The sequence below is a fragment of the Microbacterium sp. P03 genome (genome assembly GCF_043556235.1).
Lineage (GTDB): Bacteria > Actinomycetota > Actinomycetes > Actinomycetales > Microbacteriaceae > Microbacterium.
The window spans coordinates 454064-474720 of record NZ_JBIGIM010000002.1 but is presented as its reverse complement, the minus strand read 5'-3'; the positions used below and the strand labels follow the sequence as shown (position 1 = coordinate 474720).

At 69.7% G+C, this 20657-nt stretch carries 18 protein-coding genes; 7 read left to right on the top strand and 11 right to left on the bottom strand.

Going from position 1 to position 20657, the window contains the following annotated elements:
• Positions 1–93 precede the first annotated feature (93 nt).
• The 3 genes from ACFXOO_RS09330 to ACFXOO_RS09320 all read left to right on the top strand — a co-directional run bounded on the left by ACFXOO_RS09330 (position 94) and on the right by ACFXOO_RS09320 (position 3203).
• Positions 94–1371 (top strand): ATP-binding protein, encoded by a 1278-nt coding sequence (locus ACFXOO_RS09330; protein ID WP_394563391.1) that lies wholly within the window; start codon positions 94–96, stop codon positions 1369–1371.
• Positions 1368–2048 (top strand): response regulator, encoded by a 681-nt coding sequence (locus tag ACFXOO_RS09325; protein WP_394563390.1) that lies wholly within the window; start codon positions 1368–1370, stop codon positions 2046–2048. The genes ACFXOO_RS09330 and ACFXOO_RS09325 overlap by 4 nt, the downstream gene beginning before the upstream one ends.
• A gap of 135 nt (positions 2049–2183) precedes the next feature.
• Positions 2184–3203, top strand: coding sequence for an NADPH:quinone reductase (locus ACFXOO_RS09320; protein WP_394563389.1), 1020 nt, complete (start codon positions 2184–2186; stop codon positions 3201–3203).
• A 45-nt stretch (positions 3204–3248) separates the two neighbouring features.
• Here ACFXOO_RS09320 and ACFXOO_RS09315 read toward each other — a convergent pair whose 3' ends face one another.
• Complete coding sequence (locus ACFXOO_RS09315; RefSeq protein ID WP_378840527.1) at positions 3249–5255, bottom strand: glycosyltransferase; 2007 nt, start codon at positions 5253–5255, stop codon at positions 3249–3251.
• Positions 5256–5391: 136 nt separating this feature from the next.
• On the opposite strand from ACFXOO_RS09315, the gene ACFXOO_RS09310 reads away from it, so the two are divergent.
• Entirely contained in the window at positions 5392–6879 is a 1488-nt protein-coding gene (locus ACFXOO_RS09310) for a DNA/RNA non-specific endonuclease (RefSeq protein WP_394563388.1), read from the top strand.
• A gap of 46 nt (positions 6880–6925) precedes the next feature.
• Here ACFXOO_RS09310 and ACFXOO_RS09305 read toward each other — a convergent pair whose 3' ends face one another.
• The 3 genes from ACFXOO_RS09305 to ACFXOO_RS09295 form a co-directional block, all read right to left on the bottom strand.
• Entirely contained in the window at positions 6926–7570 is a 645-nt protein-coding gene (locus ACFXOO_RS09305) for an FMN reductase (protein ID WP_378840533.1), read from the bottom strand.
• A gap of 1 nt (position 7571) precedes the next feature.
• A complete protein-coding gene (locus tag ACFXOO_RS09300) occupies positions 7572–8777 on the bottom strand; it encodes an LLM class flavin-dependent oxidoreductase (protein ID WP_394563409.1) in 1206 nt (401 codons plus the stop codon).
• A gap of 186 nt (positions 8778–8963) precedes the next feature.
• A complete protein-coding gene (locus ACFXOO_RS09295; protein WP_394563387.1) occupies positions 8964–10544 on the bottom strand; it encodes a hypothetical protein in 1581 nt (526 codons plus the stop codon).
• A gap of 145 nt (positions 10545–10689) precedes the next feature.
• Between ACFXOO_RS09295 and ACFXOO_RS09290 the strand changes: the two genes are divergently transcribed.
• Positions 10690–11847: an acyltransferase family protein gene (locus ACFXOO_RS09290; protein ID WP_378840537.1), complete on the top strand. Its 1158-nt coding sequence runs from the start codon at positions 10690–10692 to the stop codon at positions 11845–11847.
• A 10-nt stretch (positions 11848–11857) separates the two neighbouring features.
• On the opposite strand, the gene efeB is transcribed toward ACFXOO_RS09290, so the two are convergent.
• The 3 genes from efeB to efeU are packed head-to-tail and all read right to left on the bottom strand — an operon-like array spanning position 11858 to position 15361.
• Positions 11858–13141: an iron uptake transporter deferrochelatase/peroxidase subunit gene (gene efeB / locus ACFXOO_RS09285; protein ID WP_394563386.1), complete on the bottom strand. Its 1284-nt coding sequence runs from the start codon at positions 13139–13141 to the stop codon at positions 11858–11860.
• A gap of 1 nt (position 13142) precedes the next feature.
• Complete coding sequence (efeO, locus tag ACFXOO_RS09280) at positions 13143–14372, bottom strand: iron uptake system protein EfeO (RefSeq protein ID WP_394563385.1); 1230 nt, start codon at positions 14370–14372, stop codon at positions 13143–13145.
• Positions 14369–15361: an iron uptake transporter permease EfeU gene (gene efeU, locus ACFXOO_RS09275; protein ID WP_378840544.1), complete on the bottom strand. Its 993-nt coding sequence runs from the start codon at positions 15359–15361 to the stop codon at positions 14369–14371. The genes efeO and efeU overlap by 4 nt, the downstream gene beginning before the upstream one ends.
• Before the next feature lie 174 nt (positions 15362–15535).
• On the opposite strand from efeU, the gene ACFXOO_RS09270 reads away from it, so the two are divergent.
• Positions 15536–16552, top strand: coding sequence for an isopenicillin N synthase family dioxygenase (locus ACFXOO_RS09270; protein ID WP_394563384.1), 1017 nt, complete (start codon positions 15536–15538; stop codon positions 16550–16552).
• Positions 16553–16629: 77 nt separating this feature from the next.
• Here ACFXOO_RS09270 and rpsO read toward each other — a convergent pair whose 3' ends face one another.
• On the bottom strand, positions 16630–16899 hold the full coding sequence (gene rpsO / locus ACFXOO_RS09265) for a 30S ribosomal protein S15 (protein WP_378840550.1): 270 nt from the start codon (positions 16897–16899) through the stop codon (positions 16630–16632).
• Positions 16900–17156: 257 nt separating this feature from the next.
• Here rpsO and ACFXOO_RS09260 point away from each other — a divergent pair, with 257 nt between their 5' ends.
• A complete protein-coding gene (locus ACFXOO_RS09260; protein WP_394563408.1) occupies positions 17157–18131 on the top strand; it encodes a DMT family transporter in 975 nt (324 codons plus the stop codon).
• Position 18132: 1 nt separating this feature from the next.
• Here ACFXOO_RS09260 and ACFXOO_RS09255 read toward each other — a convergent pair whose 3' ends face one another.
• The 3 genes from ACFXOO_RS09255 to ACFXOO_RS09245 form a co-directional block, all read right to left on the bottom strand.
• Positions 18133–18693 carry a YceI family protein gene (locus ACFXOO_RS09255; RefSeq protein WP_378840556.1) on the bottom strand — a complete coding sequence of 187 codons (561 nt, stop codon included), beginning with the start codon at positions 18691–18693 and terminating at the stop codon, positions 18133–18135.
• Between the two features lie 167 nt (positions 18694–18860).
• Entirely contained in the window at positions 18861–19229 is a 369-nt protein-coding gene (locus ACFXOO_RS09250; RefSeq protein WP_378840558.1) for an FKBP-type peptidyl-prolyl cis-trans isomerase, read from the bottom strand.
• Between the two features lie 207 nt (positions 19230–19436).
• Positions 19437–20606: a PrsW family intramembrane metalloprotease gene (locus tag ACFXOO_RS09245; protein ID WP_378840561.1), complete on the bottom strand. Its 1170-nt coding sequence runs from the start codon at positions 20604–20606 to the stop codon at positions 19437–19439.
• Between the last annotated feature and the right edge of the window lie 51 nt (positions 20607–20657).

Below are 20657 nucleotides of genomic sequence, written 5' to 3'. Positions count from 1 at the left end.
CGTCTTGGCGCCCGTCCTGACTGTTACTGTGGGGCCGATCCGCCGCCGGCCCCCGGTTGCGGTCGTATTGGTCACAAGTACGCGAGGACGCGCATGACGAGATCGAGGGAACGCGGGAGCGCGGCATCCCGCGTCTTCGTCGCGTTCCTCGGCGCGGTGGTCGTCATCACGCTGCTGCTCGTCGCCCTGCTCGCGTTCCAGGCGCAGGCGAACGAGCGCGCGCAGGCCGAGGAACTCACGCTCGCCGTCGCGCAGACCATCGCCGAGATGCCCGCGGTCGCCGACGCGGTGACGACGGGGACGGATGCCGCGGCCACCGCCGCCCTGCAACCCATCGCGGTGCGCATCATGGACGAGACACCGATCGACTTCGTGACCGTCATGACGACCGGGGGGATCCGCCTGACGCATCGCGATCCGACCGAGATCGGCAAGCCCTACCTCGGCACCATCGGTCCCGGCCTGGCGGGCAGGGCCCTCACCGAGGAAGCGGTGGGCACGCTCGGCCCCTCCCTCCGCTCGATCGTGCCCGTGATGGTCGAAGGTCGGGTGGTCGCCCTGGTGTCGGCCGGCATCACTCTGGGCAGCGTCGGTGCGGGAGTGCTCGCCCAGCTGCCGTTCGTGGTCCTGATCGCGATCGCGCTGGCGGCGGTCGGCGTGGCGGCGGCATGGTTCGCGGGCCGATTCACCCGCCGTATCGCCGGCGACCTCCCGGCGAGCGCCGTCCGCGATGCCGTGTCGTCCTACGAGTCGGTGCGCACCCTCGGGCAGGCGCTGCGGGCGCAGAACCACGAGCACGGCAATCGCATGCACACCGCCGTCGCCCTCATGGAGCTCGGCCGCACCGACCAGGCGATCGAACTGCTCACCGAGACCGCCCGCACGAGCCAGGATCTCGTCGACCAGGTGATCGCCCGGGATGGCGACCCCACGGTCGCGGCGCTGCTGCTGGGGAAGGCTGCCGAGGCCGCCGAGCGCGGGGTCGAGTGGAGTGTCGACATGGAGCCGGCGATCCCCCGCACGAACCTCGGCGCGGTGGACGCCGTTTCGCTGGTCGGCAACCTCGTCGACAATGCGATCGACGCCGCCGCCTCGGGCCCGGAGCCGCGGTGGGTGCGCGTGGGGATGGCCGCGACATCGGGGCGACGTATCGAGCTGACCTTCCGCGACAGCGGCACGGGCGTGGCCGACGGCCTGCGAGAGCAGATCTTCGAGCACGGCTTCAGCACGAAGCCGGCCGGTGCCGAAGGGCGCGGAGTCGGGCTCGCGCTGGTGCGCGCCATCACGGACGCTGCGGGCGGAACGCTCGACATCACCTCCGATCCGACCACGTTCCGGGTGCTGCTGCCCGCGGCGGAGGTCAGCCGGTGATCAATGTGATGATCGTCGACGATGAACGTCTGACCCGTGAGCTCCACCGCGAGTACGTCGGGCGCATCGCCGGGTTCGAGGTGGTCGCCGAGTGCGCGGGCGCGCGAGCGGCGGTGACGGCCGTGCTCGAGACTCCCCCGGCGGGCGGCGTCGATCTCGTACTGCTCGACATGACGATGCCCGATGGGCATGGACTGGACGTCGCCCGGCACATCCGGGCGCGTGCCCAGGATGTCGACATCATCGCGATCACGGGTGTGCGCGACGCCGAAGTGGTACGGGCGGCGGCGAGTCTCGGTGTGGCCCAGTACCTGGTGAAACCGTTCCCGTTCTCGACGTTCCGGGACCGGCTCGCGCAGTACGCCGCATACCGGGAGAAGGCCGCGGCAGCCTCGGGGCAGGCGACGCAGTCCGAGATCGACGCCTTGCTCGGCGCCCTCCGACCCCCGGCATCGATCGACGTGCCCAAGGGACTGTCGGCGGGCACGCTCGAGAAGGTCTCGGCGTCCGCGAGGGCGGGCTCCCCGATGTCGGCTGCCGAGGTCGCGTCGGAGCTCGGCATGTCGAGGGTCGCCGCGCGACGATACCTCGAGCACTTGGCCGATGTCGGGCGGGTGGAGCGGTCCGCGCGGTACGGCGCGCCCGGACGGCCCGAGACCGAGTACCGCTGGCGGTGAGCGAGCGGGACGGGCGAGAGGTCCTCACCGTGTCCACCAGTCGCTGGATCGCCGTGCTCGGAGCGTGCGCAACCCGGACACGTCGGCCCGGCCGGCGGAGGAATGCCCACGGGCGTCGCCGCCTTGCACTGCAGTATGAGATCCATCTCCTACGCCCGCACCGGCCCGTCGTCCGTCCTGCATCTGACCGAGGGCGAGCCCGGGTCGCCCGGGCCGGGTGAGGTGCGCGTGCGCGTGGTGGCGTCCGGCGTCAATCCGACGGACTGGAAGGCGCGCGCCGCCGCGGACCGGCCGATGCCGTTCGCGGAGATCGTGCCCAACCAGGACGGCGCGGGCATCGTCGACGAGGTCGGAGAGGGCGTCACCGACGTGCACGTCGGCGACCGCGTCTGGATCTTCCTCGCCGCCCACCAGCGCCCGACCGGGACCGCCCAGGAGTTCACGGTCGTCCCCGCCGAGCGCGTCGTCCCCCTGCCCGAGCACACCGACTTCGACGTCGCCGCCAGTCTCGGCGTCCCGGCGATGACCGCGCACCGTGCACTCACCGTGCATGAGTTCGGGCCCGACCGGCTCTCGCCGGGATCACTCGACGGCAGGGTCGTCCTGGTGCAGGGCGGCGCGGGCGCCGTGGGGCACGCGGCCATCCAGCTCGCGGTGTGGGCGGGTGGCACGGTCATCACGACCGTCAGCAGCGACGGCAAAGCGACTCTCGCCGTCGCGGCCGGCGCCCATCACGTGCTGCGATACCCGAGCGCCGACCTCGCGGAGCAGATCCTCGCCATCGCCCCGGACGGCGTCGATCAGATCGTCGAAGTCGCGCCCGCGCAGAACGCGTCACTCGATGTCCGGGTGCTCGCCAATCACGGCAGCATCGCGTACTACGCGAACAACAACGGCGAGGAGTTCACCGCGCCCATCGTCGAGAGTTTCGCCAAGAATGCGCGCTGGCAGGGACTGCTCCTGTACACGGTGGGCGGCGCGGCGTTGGCCGCTGCCGCTGAGGACATCACCGCGGCGCTCGAGGACGGAGCGCTGCCGGTGGGAGAAGCCTCGGGCCTGCCCCTGACCTGGTTTGCGCTCGAAGAGACCGCAGCCGCTCACGACGCCGTCGAGAACGGCGCCACGGGCAAGGTACTCATCCGCGTCTCGGAGTGACGAGGCCTGCCGGGGCCTTCGCTCCCGGCCGGCCCGGCAGCGCCTCTACGCGTCGGTGTGGCTCGACGAACTGCGGCGACGCGGGCGCAGCTCCACGTAGCCTTCGTGCTTCGCGCTGACACCGTCCCCCGCGGACCGCCCGACCATCCGGCGCATCGCCCACGGGATGGCGTGACGCCGCAGCCAGGTACGCGACGCCAGCGCGGCGGAGGCGGGCTCGTCGTCGGCATGGAGGGCGGCGTCGAGTGCGCCGAGCGCCTCGGCGTCGGGCACGCCGAGCACCTCGGCGGCGCGGTACGCCAGGAAGCGGTGGCCGACGGCCTGCAGATGCACCCGGTCCTCGGCCCACATCCCGAGCTCGCCGAGTCCCGGGAGCGCATCGACGTCGAGCAGGATCGCCTCCGTGCGCGCGGCGACCGCCCGCAGCTCCGACGCGAAGGCGGCGAAGCGCCCGGCCAGCACCCGTGCCGCCGAGCGTCTCGGCAGGAACGGCGTCACCAGCAGCACATCGCACCCCGCCGTGCGCAGCATCCGCACGCCCTCCTCGAGTTCCCGCGCCAGAGCTGCGGGGTCGGCGCCGACGCGCAGAAGGTCATTGGCACCGATCAGCACCGACACGAGCTGGGGTCGGAGCGCGATCGCCGCCGGTATCTGCTCGTTCACGACGTCTCGCACCCGGCGACTGCGCACCGCCAGGTTTGCGTAGCGGAAGCGCTCGCCACCCTGACGCGCATGCGCGAGGAGCAGCGCGAGGCGGTCGGCCCACCCGCGGTACTGGCCGTCCGGCATCCGCGACGAATCGCACAGTCCCTCGGTGATCGAGTCGCCGAGGGCGACGTAGCGCGCCCACCGTGCGGGCCGGGGGCCGGATGCTGCGGCCGGCCGCGGCGCGACGACCGGTCGGGTCGCGGCTCGGGCGACCAGCGCATCGTCGATGGGCCGCAGCATCCGCGCCTCGTCGTAGTGGCTCAGCAGCTGATCGCCGAGGGCGGCCCAGGTGCGATCCCGCACGGACGCGCGGGCAGCGATGCCGAAGGAGCGACGCTTGGCCTCGTCGCCGGTCAGGTCGGCGACACGCGCCCGCAGGTCGTGGAGATCGCCGGGCCGGTAGAGCCACCCGTCGACGCTGCTGCGCACCAGGTCCACGGGGCCGCCGCGACCGACGGCGACCACCGGCACCCCGCTCGCCAGGGCCTCCTGCACCGTCTGGCAGAACGTCTCGCTCTCGCCCGGGTGCACGAAGACATCGAAACTCGCCAGGGCTTCGGCGAGGGCCGCTCCTCCGAGGAAGCCCGTGAACACCGCGCGCGGCATCAGGGACTCGAGGCGGGACCGAGACGGCCCGTCGCCGACGATCACGAGGCGCACGCCGGGCAGGTCCGCGAGCGCGGCGAGGTCTTCCACCTGCTTCTCGGGCGCGAGCCGTCCCACATAGCCGACGATGATCTCGCCCGGGGCGACCTCCCGCCGCCACCGTTCGCTGCGGCGCGCGGGGGCGAACCGCTCGGCGTCGACGCCCCGGCCCCACCGCCGCAGGCGATCCACTCCGAGGGACTGCAGCTGCGCCTCGGCCGCGCTCGACGGGGCGAGTGTGAGGGTCGCGTGTCTGTGCAGACGGGCCACATGAGCGGCGGCGAACGCCGTCATGCCCGGCACACGGTACTTCTCGGCATAGGCGATCACGTCGGTCTGATAGACGGCGACCGAGGGGACCGCAAGCGCCCGTGCGGCCTGCACACCCTGCCAGCCGAGCACGAAGGGTGATGCGAGGTGGACGACGTGCGGGTCGAACTCCGCGAGCACGCGCGTCAGATGCGCCGTCCGCGCGAACGCCAGCCGTACTTCGGGGTACGACGGCAGGGCCGCCGACCGCAGCAGAGCGGTGCGCGCTCCGTGCACGTCGCGTGCGGTGGGTTCGTTCTCGGGTGACCCCGGCGCGATCACGAGTGCGTCGTGACCCTCGCGCTGCAGATGCTGCAGGACCTGCAGGACAGACCCGGTGACCCCGTTCATGTGCGGGAGGAAGGTTTCAGCGAGCAGTGCGACTCTCACGTCTCCAGAGTGACGGTGCGGCGCCACCGACAACGCCCGAAACGGGATGCCGCACCCAGAGTTCATCCACTGCTCCTGCGCGGGCCACCGCCGCGTCCCCCCCGCGTCTCCCGGGCCGCGTGGAGTGGGCCCACCGATGATCGACGATGCGCTGGCGGGAGTGGCGGCGGGCGCCGCTGCCCTGCCGATCCTCTTCGCCCTGGTGCTCGCGGACTCCGTCCTCGTGGTCGTGCCCGGTGAGATCGCGGTGACTGCATTCGCGGCCCTGTCGATCACCCAGGGCACACCGCCTCTGGCCGCCGTCATCGTCGTCGCAGCGGCAGCCGCTCTCACCGGTGACATCGCCTGCTACGTCATCGGGCGACGCGTGGGCACGGATCGCTGGCGGTGGATGCGGCGACCGCGCGTCGCCGCGGCGTTCGGTTGGGCGCGGCACCGACTGCACACCCGCAGCGCGTCCGTGCTGTTCACGGCGCGGTTCATTCCGTTCGCCCGTCTGGCGGTCAATCTCACGGCGGGAGCCGGGCGCATGCACGCCGGTCGCTATCTGCTGTTCGCAGCCTGCGCGGCCCTCGTGTGGGCGATGTACCAGGCGTTCCTCGGGGCGCTGATCGCACGACTGCTTCCGGATGCTCCCGCCCTCGCCGTGATAGCCTCCGTCGCCGTCGCGCTGGCCCTCGGCGCAGGTCTTGATGCGCTGCTGTCGCTGCGCCGCCGACGAGAGGTCTCCGCCGTGGCGCCCGCACCGGAGATCGCGGCCGGCTCGATGACGTCCGCCGATTCGCGCGTGTCGGACGCACCGGGAAGAGTGGACCGCATGGCAGACATCGGCTACGACCCCGCGTTCCTCGGCCTCGACGTTCCGCTCCCCGTTCCGGGGGGAGAACGGTCGCTCACCCACCTCGACTACCTGCACTTCACGGTGACGTTGGACCGGCGGCGCCGCCTCGCCGCCGTGACGGGCGTCATGATCGACGGCGAGACGCTCAAGGACCTGCCGCGCACCGGCGACTGGGATCTCGACGATCGCGTCCCTGCGAGCGAACAGGCGGGACCGGATGTCTACCGTGACAACGATCTGGACCGCGGTCACCTCGTGCGCCGCCGCGACCCCGGGTGGGGGGACGACGCCACCGCGCGTCGCGCCACCGAGCAGACCTTCTTCTACCCGAACGCGTCACCCCAGGCATCCGGCTTCAATCAGTCACCCGAGCTGTGGCTGGGGCTGGAGGACCACGTCCTCGCCTACGCCGGGGCGAACCGATCCCGCGTCTGCGTGTTCACGGCACCGGTGCTGGCCGACGACGACCCCGCCTATCGGGGCCTCCAGGTGCCGCGGCGCTTTTGGAAGGTCGCGGTGTGGCGTGACGGCGACGATGTCGCCGCCGCCGGGTTCCTCCTCGACCAGACGGACCTGATCGACGTGGACCAGCGCTCCGCCGTGGCCGTCGCGCCGCTCGAGGGTTTCCGGACGTTCCAGGTCAGCGTGGCCGAGATCGCCGAGATCGCCGAGGTCGACTTCGGAGTGATCGTCGGGGCGGACGTGCTGGCTCTCGTGTCGGCACGGGAGGAACCGCCCCGGATCAGACTGAGACAGCTGGACCAGGTCCGGCTCGGCCGCTGATCCAGCGACCGAGCCGGGTGGGTGCACGCGTGCGTGTGCCTGCGGGTCACTCCCCCGCGAGACCGCCCAGCAGGTGGCCGAAGGAGCGGCCCTCTCCGAGGTAGTTCGCCGGGTCGAACGGATCGAGTTCGACGGTATGTTCGCGGGCGGCGACCAGGTCGGCGAGCTCGTGGGCGCCTCGACCGATGCGGTCTGCCAGCGACGACACTCCGTCGCCGGTTCCCCCCCAGTCCCCGGACGCCGCGAAGACACCGGTCGAGACCGGGTTCGCGTGCAGGTAGGCGAAGAGCGGGCGGATCGCATAGTCGATCGCGAGCGAGTGCCGCGCCGTACCGGCGTTCGCGCCGATCAGGACGGGCTTGCCGGTGAGCGAGTCGGGATCGAGGACATCGATGAACGACTTGAACAGTCCCGAGTAGCTCGTGGAGAAGATCGGCGTGACGACGATCAGCGCATCGGCCGAGACGACCGCGTTGATCACCGACTCCAGCGCGGGGGGCGCGAATCCGGTCAGCAGGTTGTTCGTGATGTCGTGCGCGACGTCCCGCAGCTCGAAGGTGTCCGCTTGCGCGTCGATGCCGCGCTCAGCGAGATCCGCGACGACGGCGGCCGAGAGTCGATCGGCCAGAAGACGCGTGGATGACGGATTGGACAGTCCGGCGGTGACGACCGCGATACGACGGGTGCCCATGTCAGGCCACCGAGCGTGTCGCGGCGCGACCGAAGGACGAGCCGGCAGCGACCGGGGTGTCCTGGTAGGGCGAGCCCGTCGTGAGGTTGTCGCCGCGGTTGGCGTTGGGCCGCACTTCGCGCGGGGCGCCGTCACCGTAGGCGGCCGCGACGCGCGCGGCGTGGGTCGGGGCGTCGGGAACCTCGACCGGGCGGTTCTCGGCGAGCTCCTTGCGGAGCACCGGCACGACCTCGCCGCCAAGGATGTCGAGCTGCTCGAGCACGGTCTTCAGGGGCAGTCCGGCGTGGTCCATGAGGAACAGCTGCCGCTGATAGTCGCCGTAGAGCTCACGCATGCCGGCGTATCGGTCGATGACCTGCTGAGGGGATCCCACGGTGAGCGGGGTCATCTCGCTGAAGTCCTCGAGGCTCGGACCGTGACCGTAGACGGGGGCGTTGTCGAAGTACGGCCGGAACCGGCGGACCGCGTCCTGCGAGTTCGCGCTCATGAAGACCTGACCACCGAGGCCGACGATCGCCTGTTCGGGCGTTCCGTGACCGTAGTGCGCGTACCGCTGACGATAGAGCGCGATGAGGCGCTGGTAGTGCTCGGCGGGCCAGAAGATGTTGTTCGCGAAGAACCCGTCACCGTAGTACGCGGCCTGCTCGGCGATCTCAGGGGTCCGGATGGAGCCGTGCCACACGAAGGGTGCGACGCCGTCGAGCGGGCGCGGGGTCGACGTGAAGCCCTGCAGGGGCGTGCGGAAGCTGCCCTCCCAATCGACGACGTCTTCGGTCCACAGTCGGTGCAGGAGGTTGTAGTTCTCGATCGCGAGGGGCAACCCCTGACGGATGTCCTTGCCGAACCAGGGGTAGACCGGGCCGGTGTTCCCACGCCCGAGCATGATGTCGGTGCGCCCGTCCGAGACGTGCTGAAGCATCGCGAAATCTTCGGCGATCTTGACCGGGTCGTTCGTGGTGATCAACGTGGTCGAGGTCGACAGGAACAGACGCTCGGTCTGCGCGGCGATGAAAGCGAGCGTCGTGGTGGGTGAGGACGACCAGAACGGCGGGTTGTGGTGCTCCCCCAGGGCGAAGACGTCGAGTCCGACGTCTTCGGCGTGCTTGGCCATGGTGATGGTGTTGCGGATCTTTTCCGCCTCACTCGGCGTGTGCCCGTCGGTGGGATCCTGCGTGATGTCGCTCACGGTGAAGATTCCGAACTGCATGGCCGGCCACGTGGTGGTGTCGTTCACGATCGCTCTCCGCTTCTTCATCGGCGGGTTCTCCGTCGGTGTTCTATGCAAATGAATGTATCTCGTATAACAGCGGTGGGTCCACTTTATTCCGAGCCCGTTCTCACGCAGGCGAAGGGGGACGGATGCCGCGGCATCCGTCCCCCTGCCGATCCGGTGTTATCGCTGAGCGCGCGCGTTCACCCGCCGTGCGATCAGGAGCGCGGCGCCTGCGACGAGCGCGGCGAGCCCACCGATCGCCCATCCTGAACTGGATGACGCCGCGTCCGCACCGGTCGCGGCGAGCGCCTCGGCCACGGGCGCGGCTTCGATCGTCACCGGGGCGACCGGCGCCGCTGCTCCCACGACGGCAGGCTCGACGCCTGCAGGCACCTCGGGCTGAACCGTGGCCGGCTCGTCCTGCGGGACGAAGATCGGTGCGCCCCCGACCTTTCCGAACGCGAAGATGAAGGTGTTCGGCGTGCCGCCGGACGGGTCTGTCGAGGTCTGCCCGAAGGAATAGGCCTCGGCACCGACTGCGGCGAGCGCCGCCTGAGCGTCGGCCTCGGTGGCGGCCGCACCGTAGAAGATGATGAACGACAGGGACTGACCGACTCCGAGCGCACCGAACGAGAAGTCGAAGAGGGCACCGTGGTCATCCGGTCCGGCGTCGGTCATGTTGCCCACGCCGCTGATCGGGGACGTGCTCGACCCGGGTTCGGACGATGCGAAGCCGTCGTCGTCGACATACGTGATGGCACCCGCGGTCCCCCGGTCGATCGTCACGTACTCCTCGAAGGCGGTGGGTTCGACGTCCCAGTCCATGACGCGGCGGTACTGCACGGTCGCTATCGGAGCGCCCGACATGTTCTCGATCGTGACGTTCACCTGATAGAGATTCGGCGTCTCGGCTGCCGGGACGTACTGATGCGTGACGCGGAAATGCGGGGCACCGTCCGCGTCGTTCACGGTGACGACGGAGGTCGCGGTCGAGGCCGTCCATTCGAAGGACTCCACGGTGAGGTTCTGCCCGCCGGCGCCGCCGTCGCGATCGACGTTGGCTCCGCCCCAGATGCCCGTGTCGCCGTCCTTCACGCCCCACCCTTCGCAGAGGCATCCCGGTGATGTCGAATCGTTGCCCGTCGGCAGGTATTCCAGACCGGCATCACCCGGGCCGGCGGCAGACCCCGTGCCGTCCTCGGTGTTGAGCGCTCCGGTCGGATTCACGGCGAGCAGAATGGTCCCGTTGTCGATGCACACCGCCGGATAACACGGAGCACCCGGGGCGGGAAGCGCAGCGGCCGCGGCATCCGGCTCGACATCCCCCGCGGCGGTGTCTGCGTCCGCGGGCGCGTCGACCGCCGCAGCGGCCTCTGCGTCAGTATCGGCCGTGGCGTCGAACACGGTGATGGTGGGCGCGTCGACGGGCGAGGCGAGAACCTCCGCCGGAGTGGTGTCGGCGGGATCGACCACGGTGACCTCGGCAGGCTCGGGCGCGACGTCGGGTTCTGCGGCGAGGGCCTCGGGAGCGGGAGCGGGCCCGGCCGGCGTCGCGTCGGCGACCGCATCTGCGGGAGCCGGGCCGGCGGGCGGCTCGGGCGCGGCGTCCGTCACGGCGGTCGTGTCGGCCACGACCGTCTCCGGCGGCGGTGCGCCGTCATCGGCGTAGGACGCCGACGGCAGCAGGACGAGCGAAAGGGCGGCGACGGTCGAGATGCACGCGACGGTGATCGCAGATCGGCGAGGGAGTGAAAGTGACACGAGAGACCTCCTGGATTCGAGCGAGCGGATTGCTCATCCACCCAGAGGCGTCCTGCTGCTCGAGTGATACCGCGGTGCGGGGCTGCACGACGATCGCGTTGTCAACGGCCGGACGGGCGGAGCCGGGCCGGGTAGCGTAAGGCCGGTGAGCGATCAGACGGCGCCGGCTGCGAAGACCGGCGCGAAGCGCGGCGGCGGTCGTGTGCCGTTCTGGGACAACGCCCGCTTCGCCTGCATCGTGCTGGTCGTGCTCGGCCATGCGACCCAGCGGATGATCTACGACTCGGATGCCGCGCTCAGCGTGTATCTCGTGGTCTACGCGTTCCACATGCCCGCGTTCGCCGTGATCAGCGGGTACTTCTCGAAGTCCGGCCCGCCGACCCGTCGTCAGATGTCCCGCGTCGTCACCGACATCATCGTGCCGTACGTCATCTTCGAGACGCTGTGGACTCTGACGAAGTGGGCTGTCGAGGGCTCGGCCAATCCGAACCCGACCAAGCCCTCGTGGACGCTGTGGTTCCTCCTCGCCCTCGGCATCTTCCGTCTCGTCCTGCCATACCTCGCACTGTTCCGGTGGCCGCTCGTCTGGACCGTCGCGATCTCCGTCGGCGCGGGGTACCTGCCCAACCTCGACAACACCTTCTCCCTCTCTCGCACCCTCGGACTGCTGCCGTTCTTCACGCTGGGGTGGTGGCTGCACGAACACGACATCGTCGCCCGATTCGGCCTGCTCCGCCGCTCGCCCGCGGCGGTCGCCGGAGCGGTGCTCGTCCTCGCCGGCGCGGGAGCTGCGGCCTGGTTCGGCAGCGACCTCTGGCGCGAGGTCGACCTGCGCTCCTGGCTGTTCTACGACGCGTCCTACTCCGCACTGGGCGGCACCGAGTGGTGGGCGGGCGGCGTACGACTTCTCCTGATGGTCGTCGCTCTCGTCCTCTCGGCCGCCTTCTTCGTCCTGGTGCCCCGACGACAGACCTGGTGGACCCACTTCGGGCAGTACACGATGTACGTCTACCTCCTGCACTCCTTCGTGCTGTACCCGTTCCGCGAATCCGGCCTCCTGCGCGAGCTCGAGCCCGTGTGGTTCTGGCTCCCGGTCGTCATGCTCGGTGCCGTCGCGGTGGCGGTGGCCCTTGCCACGAAGCCGGTGCGCACCGTCTTCCGACCGCTCATCGAGCCCCGGCCCTCGTGGCTGTTCCTCGATCCGTCGCTGTCGGGCAAAGAAGGTCGCCGGTCCGATCCGACGGGCTCCAGGCGCCCGCGGTCGGCCGGACCTCTGCACCCCGATCCGCGACAGAACGGCTGAGTCGACGGCGTCAGGCGAACAGGCCCGCGCCGACGTATGAGCCCTCCGTCGCGCCCGGCGGCACCGCGAAGACCGCCGATCCGACGTGCCGGACGTACTCGTTCATCGCGTCGGTCGAGAGCTTCTTCTGGATGCGGACGAACTGCTCGGGTGACCGCTGATACGACAGGAAGAAGAGACCGGCGTCGAGGCTTCCGAGGACGCTGTTGCCGTCGACGAAGTTGTAGCCGCGGCGCAGGATGCGGGTGCCGCCGTTCACGTCGGGATGCGCCAGGTGCACGTGGCTGCGCGCATCGATGGACGTCGCGCCCGTGGCATCCGTCTTCGAGAAGTCCGGTGCAGTGAACTCGTCCCCGCCCGAGAGGGGAGCCCCCTGCGCCTTGTCGCGCCCGACGATGCGCTCCTGCTCGACCAGGCGCACGCGATCCCAGGTCTCGATGAGCTGGCTGATGCGGCGGGCGACGAGGTAGGACCCGCCTGCCATCCAGCCGGCGGCCCCGGATGCCGGGACCCAGACATGCTCGTCGAGACCCGCGGTGTCGTCGGCGAGGATGTTCGCCGTGCCGTCCTTGAATCCGAAGAGGTTCCGGGGGGTCGCCTGCGCGGCCGACGTCTTGGACGTACGGCCGAATCCGAGTTGCGACCAGCGGATCTTCGCACGCCCGAACCCGATGCGGCTCAGGTTGCGGATCGCATGGACGGCGACTTGAGGATCGTCCGCGCATGCCTGGATGCAGAGCTGTCCGCCGGAAGCGGCCGGCACGAGGTCGTCGCCGAGGAACTTCGGCAGGACGATCAGGTCGGCCGGTCGACGCGCCGCGATGCCGAACCGGTCCACCCCATCCCGTTCGAACAGGTCGGGCCCCAGGCCGAAGGTGATCGTCAGCGCGCTGGCGGGGAGTCCGAGCGCTTCACCCGTATCGTCGGGCGGGGCCTCGGGCCTGCCGCCGACCGCACCGGAGGCGCTGACGTCGAGCCCCTGAGTCATGCGCGCCGCGGCATACGTCCAGTCCTGCAGCAGCGAGATGAGGTCTTCCCGGGTGGCGTCATCGGCCATGTCGAACGCCGCGAAGTGCAGGTGGTCCTGCACCGGCGTGGTGATGCCTGCCTGGTGCGCCCCGAAGAACGGATGCACCGTTCCCGCAGCCGATCCGCTGTCGGCGGCCGTCGCCACCGTCGTGCCGACCACTGCGCCGCCGGCAGCGCCGACGACGATCCCCCCCGCCCCGGCGCCGAGCAGACCGAGAAGCCCACGCCTGCTGAGGCCGGCGGGCGGCGATACGTGTTCGCTCACATCACTCCAGAACAGTGGCCGTCAACTGGGACAGCGGCTCGGCGAGCGCGTTGATGAGATCGGTCAGGTCTTTGCGGTCCTGATCGGTGATCTGGTCGTACGTGACGAAGCCGGCGTCGAGGCTGCCGTACGTCGCGAGCTTCGTGTCAAGGTCGGCGTACCCCTTGTCGATGTCGTCGACGACCGCCGCTCCCTCGTCGCCCTTCGAAGCGGCGAAGTCGCGGACGAGGGAGAAGGCCATCTTCGATCCCTCGACGTTGGCGGCGAAGTCCCAGAGGTCGGTGCCGGACCACCAGTCCTCCTCGCCGGAGATCTTGCCGGTGGCCACCTCGTCCAGCAGCGCGATGGCCCCGTTCGACAGTCCGGCGATGCCCTGCGCCTCAAGCGTCGTCTGGAATTCGTCGCCGTGGACGTAGTCGTACAGCTCCTGGACGTCGGCGTCGAGGCCGTCGGCGTACTGCTGCCGCTCTGCGGGGGTGGACGGCGCCCAGTCGAGGTAGGCGGAGGTCTCTCCGTCGGAGTTGACCCCGTCGGCGGCCGGCACCCACAGGTCCTTCTCGATGCGATGGAACCCGGTCCACTCCAGTCCCTCGGCCACCGCGTCGACCTCGCGGTAGTCGATGCGCGGATCGAGGTCGCCGAGCGCTTCGGCGATCGGCTCGATGCGCTCGTAGAAGGCACGCACGTTCGGGAACGCCGCCTTCGCGGTCGCATCGTCGCCGGCGGCGTAGGCGCTCGTGAACGACTGGACCGCGGGCAACAGCTGTTCGACCTGATCCTTGACGAAGGCGGCATAGAGATCGACCGCCTGCTTCTTCTGGTCTGCGTCCTCGTCATCGACGACGACCGCATCGCCTCCGACGCTGAAGCTCGCCCGCCCGACGCCCTGCCCGACCATGCCGGGCTTGCAGAGCGTGAAGTACTCCCCCGGCTGCGCGACGACCGTCAGCGTGCGGCTGGCACCCGGAGCCACGTTCTCGACCTCACCGACGATGCGCAGGCCGTCTTCGGCGAGCAGGTAGAACTCGGTCGTCTGCGCTCCCGCGTTCTTCACATCGAAGGCGAGCGTGCCGCTGGTGACCGTGGTCGAGGAGACGTCGCACGCGGCGTCGGTCGAGGTCACGGTGAGGGCGTCCGTGGCTGCGACGTCGGCTTTCGCGACGCAGCCCGCGAGGGCGAGAGCGAGGGCAGCGACCGCGGTGACGGCGGTCACGGTGCGTGGAATGGTCATCGAGCTCCTTGCGGGGGTGCGGGAAGAACACCGACCGGCTGCGCGCGGGCAGGGTCGGAAAGGGAGGCCGTGGCCGGCGCCGCTGCGGAATCGACCTCGTGCGGGGCGGCCTTCGGCGCGGGGCGGCGGAGCGACAGACGCAGGAAGAGGGCGCCGACGATGCCGATGTAGAGCACCCACGCGAGCACCTGCAGCCAGGTCATGGCCGGCATGAAGCCGACGGTGGCCTGGAGGATCGCCGCCAGCGGGCTGCCGGGTGCGATGGCGCTGCTGACGTCGAACGCGAACCCGAACGGGAACGCACTCATCCCCACCGCGACCACGCCGGTCGCATCGACCGGAGCTGCGGCGGTGAACGGGCCGGGGAGGACCCCTGCCTCCTGGAGGTCGTGAACGCCGTACGCGAGAACTCCGGCCGCCACCACGATGAGGAAGGCGCCGGTCCACAGGAAGAACCGCCGGAGGTCCAGTCGCAGCATTCCTCGGGCGATGAGCCAGCCGAGCGCGACGGCCGTGACGATGCCCAGCACCGCGCCGACGAGGGCCAGCGGGGCATCCCCGAACGACTGCACCATCGACCACAGCAGGAGAGTCGTTTCGATGCCCTCACGTGAGACCGACACGAAGCCGATGATCACGATCCCCCACAGCGACCCGTTCGCGAGCGCGCGGTCGACGTCGCCCTGCAACGTCGCCTTGAGGGAGCGCGAGGCCTTCAGCATCCAGAAGATCATCCACGTGACCATCGCGACGGCGATGATCGACAGGGTTCCGCCGATGATCTCCTGCGCCTCGAAGGTCAGCGAATAGGCGCCGAAGGTGAGGACGGCGCCGATGGCCACCGCGAGCGCGACCGCGAGGGCGACTCCGATCCAGAGGCGGACGAGGACATCTCTGCGTTCCAGCCTGCGGAGGTACGCGACGAGGATGCCGACCACGAGCGCTGCCTCGAGGCCCTCTCGGAGGCCGATCAAGAAGGTGGCGAGCACGGAAGCGCGATCTTTCGGGTGGGGAACGAGGGAGCCGAGGGAAGGTTAGGTATACCTCAGTAAGCAGAACCTTACCCCGCGGGAGCGCGCCGCTCAAACCCGCTCGGCATGACGACATCGGTAACGTCACGCAACATAGCCCCATCGGGCGCGGCGCCTGCCTACGCTCGACGGATGGCCGATCTCACTCTTCCGATCCTGGATCTCTCCCGCCTCGACGACGGGCCGGAGGCGGCCGCCGCCTTCCGCGCCGACCTGCGGGCCGCGACGCACGACGTCGGCTTCTTCTACCTCACGGGAACCGGCATCCCCGCCGACCTCGAGGAGCGGCTCCATCGGGCCGCCCGCGACTTCCTGGCTCTCCCCGAGGCCGACAAGCTCGCGATCGAGAACGTGACGAGCCCGCACTTCCGCGGTTACACCCGCGTGGGCGGCGAGCGCACGCAGGGCAGGGTCGACTGGCGCGAGCAGATCGACGTCGGACCCGAGCGCGATGCCATCACCGACCCGGGCGCCCCGGACTGGGCACGCCTGATCGGCCCCAACCTGTGGCCGGAAGCCCAGCCCGAGCTGCGCGTCATCACCGAGGAGTGGCAGGAGCACCTCGCCGGCGTCTCGCGCAAACTGCTGCGAGCGTGGGCGCTCACCCTCGGCGCACCCGAGTCCTACTTCGACGAGCACTTCGGTGAACCGTCGACCCTCCTCAAGATCGTGCGTTACCCGGGGACGACCGCACCGGAGCCGCAGCAGGGCGTGGGCGCGCACAAGGATTCGGGTGTGCTGACGCTGCTGTGGGTCGAGCCCGGGAAGGGCGGTCTGCAGGTCGAGCGCGACGGGGAATGGGTGGATGCCCCCTCGGTGCCGGGCGCTTTCGTCGTCAACATCGGCGAAATGCTCGAGTATGCGACGCAGGGATACCTCAAGGCCACCAACCACCGTGTGGTCTCGCCCCGCTTCCCCGACGACCGCATCTCCATCCCGTACTTCTTCAACCCCGGCCTGGACACACGGCTGCCCCTGATCGATCTGCCCGACGAGCTCGCCGCGGACGCGCGCGGCGTGACGCAGGATCCGACCAACCCGATCCATGCCCTGTATGGAGAGAATGCGCTGAAGTCGCGACTGCGCGCCCACCCCGACGTGGCGGAGCGCTGGCACGGCGATCTGGTCGCCGCGCGATCAGCGTCCTGACGGCCTGAGCGCCAGCACGACGAAGGCCGCCCCACACCGTGGAGCGGCCTTCGTGAAAGCGATATACGCGGGTGCGACTAGCGGCGCAGGCCCAGACGCTCGATCAACGTGCGGTAACGCGCGATGTCGATGTCCTGGAGGTAGCCGAGAAGACGGCGACGCTGACCGACCATGAGGAACAGACCACGACGCGAGTGGTGGTCGTGCTTGTGCTCCTTCAAGTGCTCGGTGAGGTCCTTGATGCGCTGCGACAGCATCGCGACCTGCACCTCGGGGGATCCGGTGTCACCGGGGTGCGTCGCGTACTCTTCGATGATCGCCTTCTTGGCGTCTGCTTCGAGTGCCATATATGGGATCCCCTCTCTCGTCATTGCGCGGCGCCCGGCACCTGATGTGCGAGCTCTCTTTATCCGCGGCCGATCAAACGGCAACCTCAAGATCTTACCAGCAAGCGGACGCCCCGGCGAAACCGGTCTCCGATCGTCGACGGCGCGACAGATGTCATCGCCCATGGGCGTCTGACTGCCACGAATCCGCGGGTTCCGGACGTCGATCCCCGCCGGGGGCGCGGGTGTCCCGTCCCGGGGCTACAGTCACCAGGGTGATGACCGCAGCACCCCTCCCCGACCGCGTACCCGGCCACGCCTCCGTGGTCACCCAGTTCATCCTGTGCGGCGTCATCTGGGGGTCGAGCTTCCTTTTCATGAAGATCGGGCTCGAGGGGCTCAGCGCCGGGCAGGTGGCATGGGCCCGACTCGTCCTGGGCGCCCTCACCCTCGGGGTGTTCGTGCTCGCCCGCCGCGAGGCGTTGCCGCGCAGCATCCGGGTCTGGGGCCACATGCTGGCTCTCGGCATCAGCTTCTGCGTCGCGCCCTTCCTGCTCTTCGCCTGGGCGCAGCAGCACGTGACGTCCGGCCTCGGAAGCATCTACAACGCGACGACACCGATCATGACGGCCGTCATGGCCGGGCTCGTCTTCCGCGTCGAGAAGCTGAGGGCGGTCCAGCTGGTCGGCATCATGGTCGGAATCCTGGGCGTCATGGTGATCATCGCTCCGTGGCAGGGTCTCGACCTCACGCAGAGCCTGCCGGCACAGCTGGCGATGCTCGGCGCGACCGCGTGCTACGGCTTCAGCCTCGGGTACATGCGTCGCTTCGTGGCGCGCACCGGCATGAGCGCCCTCGTCTTCTCGTTCCTGAACATCGGTCTCGGAGCCGCCGTCATGGTGCTCCTTTCACCCGTGCTCGTGCTCAGCCCGATCTCACTGACCCCCTCGATCGTCGGAGCCGTGCTCGCACTCGGGTGTCTCGGCACCGGCGTCGCCTACATCTGGAATCAGAACACGCTGCGGGCCTGGGGCCCGACCCGCGCGTCCACAGTGACCTACATCACGCCCATCGTCGGAGTCGCGCTCGGCATGGTCGTACTCGGCGAGGAGGTGAGCTGGAATGAGCCCGTGGGCGCGCTCATCGTGTTCGCCGGGATCCTGCTCGCACAAGACCGTCTCCGTGTCCGGAAGAAGAGAGAGGACCGGATGCCGCAGCATCCGGTCCTCTCCGACACCGAGGTGAGCCGATGACTCAGTCGGCCTGCAGGGCACCCTGGAGGTCGAGCGTGATGGTGACATCCTTACCGACGAGAACGCCGCCGGTCTCGAGTGCGGCGTTCCACGTGAGGCCGAAGTCCTCGCGGTTCACGACGGCCTTGGCGGTCGCGCCGAACTTGTAGTTGCCCCACGGGTCGCTGCCGAACCCGCCGAAGTCGAGGTCGAAGGTGACGGGCTTGGTGACACCGTGGATGGAGAGGTTGCCGTCGACCAGGAACTCGCCCTTCTCAATGCGCACGCCGGTCGAGACGAAATCGATGGTGGGGTACTGCTCGGCGTCGAAGAAGTCGGCCGAACGGAGGTGCTGATCGCGGCCCTCGTCACCGGTGTCGACCGACGCGACGTCGGCGTGCGCCTCGACGGTGACCTCGAGCGGGTTCTCGGGGGCAACGATGGTCGCCTCCTTGACCTTGAAGGCGCCGCGGACCTTCGAGATCATCATGTGACGGACGGTGAAGCCGACCTCGCTGTGCGAGGGGTCCAGCACCCAGGTGCCGGCCTTGTAGCCCGGGATGTCGATCGTGTTGGTGGTCATATCAGGTCCTCCATGAGAATGGCCGGTGTTCCGGCAGCTTGCAGGGATAAAAGCGCCGCGGCCCTAAGTCTATTCCCGCGAATACAGATTGCCCGACATGGGCGGTATCCGCGCAGACGTGCGGAGGGGCGGATGCCGCAGCATCCGCCCCTCTCATACGAGTCTGCTTACGCGACGTCGATCAGGTCGATGACGAAGATCAGCGTCTTCCCGCCGAGGAAGTGGCCGCCCGCCGGACCGTAGGCGAGGTGGGGCGGGATGACGAGCTCGCGGCGGCCGCCGACCTTCATGCCGGGGATGCCGTCCTGCCACCCCTGGATGAGTCCGCGAAGAGGGAACTGGATGCTCTCGCCGCGGTTCCATGACGAGTCGAACTCTTCGCCGGCTTCGTAGTCGACACCCAGGTAGTGCACGGTGACCGTGTCGCCGGCCTTGGCTTCTTTACCGTCTCCGACGATCAGGTCGCGGGTGACGAGCTCGCGAGGAGCCGGTCCTTCGGGGGCGTCGATCTCGGGCTTGGTGCGGTCATCAGTCATGGGTCCATCCAACCACGGAGCCTGCGCAGCGGTCGACTCCGGACCGCCCCCGGACAGACTCAGCGCCCGGTGCCGCGGCATAGCCTGCGGGTCAACCGAGCGCTGAGTTGGTCTGCAGTCAGCTTGCCCCCAGGCGATGCCCACGTCAAGGGCCGCGACGCTGTCAGGGCCCCGCCGGAGGCGGATGATGTCGCCCCGTGGCCACGATCACGGCGCGAAGAGAGCTGCGCGCGTCGCCGTCGTCCGCACCAGCAGCACCTGTTCGTCTTCGGCCGCTCGTGGATCGCGGCCGGAGAGCGCACGCTGCCTCGCGGCGGCCAGAGCCGTGGCGTCCGTGATGAACCTCTTCATGAGCGGCTTCCGATCCCCCCGCAGGCTGCCCGCCCACGCGAGACCGGCCCGCCGTCCTGACGAGGTCGCAAGCATGTCGACCTCCGCCGCGGTGAACCACCCCACCGCGGCATAGTCGCCGAGCCGGGCCCGAGTCAGCCGCGCCTCCTCCCTGCGGAGCATGAGGATCCCGAGGATGAACAGCACGAAGAGGGGCAGCTGCAGGGTCAGGTAGAGGCCGAAGAAGTCGAAGAAGGTCGCCGATCCGTTCCACACCGCGTGCAGCAAGGCCGCGCCCGCCATACCCGTGACCCAGAAGCCGAGCGCCCTCCCCGGGCCGAGGCCGCGACGCGCGGCGATGCCTAGGGCGAAGCCGGTGACGCTGGTGAACATCACGTGCGCGAACGGAGAGAGGATGCCGCGGACGAAGAACGTCGCCGTCGCCTGCTCCGCTCCGCCCTCGATCAGACTGATCGCGAAGTACTGGATGTTCTCGGTGAATGCGAACCCGGCACCCACCAGCCCGCCGTAGACGATTCCGTCGACGGGACCGTCGAACGCGCGGCGCGCGGAGGCGAAGATGAGGAGAACCCCGAGACCCTTCGCGAACTCCTCGACGATCGGCGCCTGCACCACCGCGCGAAGGGCGTCGTGCGCGGCGGAATCCCCGACGCCGAACAGAATGCTCAGCACGAGGTCGACCCCGAGCGCGATGGCGACCGCCACCACGGCACCCCACGCGACCGCGAGGAGCAGCAGCCCCCGAGGTTCGGGCTCCCAACGATCGACAAGCCGCACCGCGAGGAGGACACCCGCGAGGGGGATGAGCGCCAGGATCATGCCCACGATCGACGCGCCCGGCCCGAGTGCCTCGAGGAAGTAGCCCACCAGCACGGCGAGCAGGAGCACGACCAGACCGATGGCCCAGATCGAAGCGCTCCGCCCTCTCCGGGGTGGAACCGGGAGCGCCGGCGGCGACACGGCCGGCGCGGAGATCGGCGCACCGACGCCCGGGCGAGGCTGCGACAGAGGTGAGGGGAAGGCCATGACGCACAGCCTAGGAGCGGCACCCCCGTCGCACCCACCCACTCCGTGCCC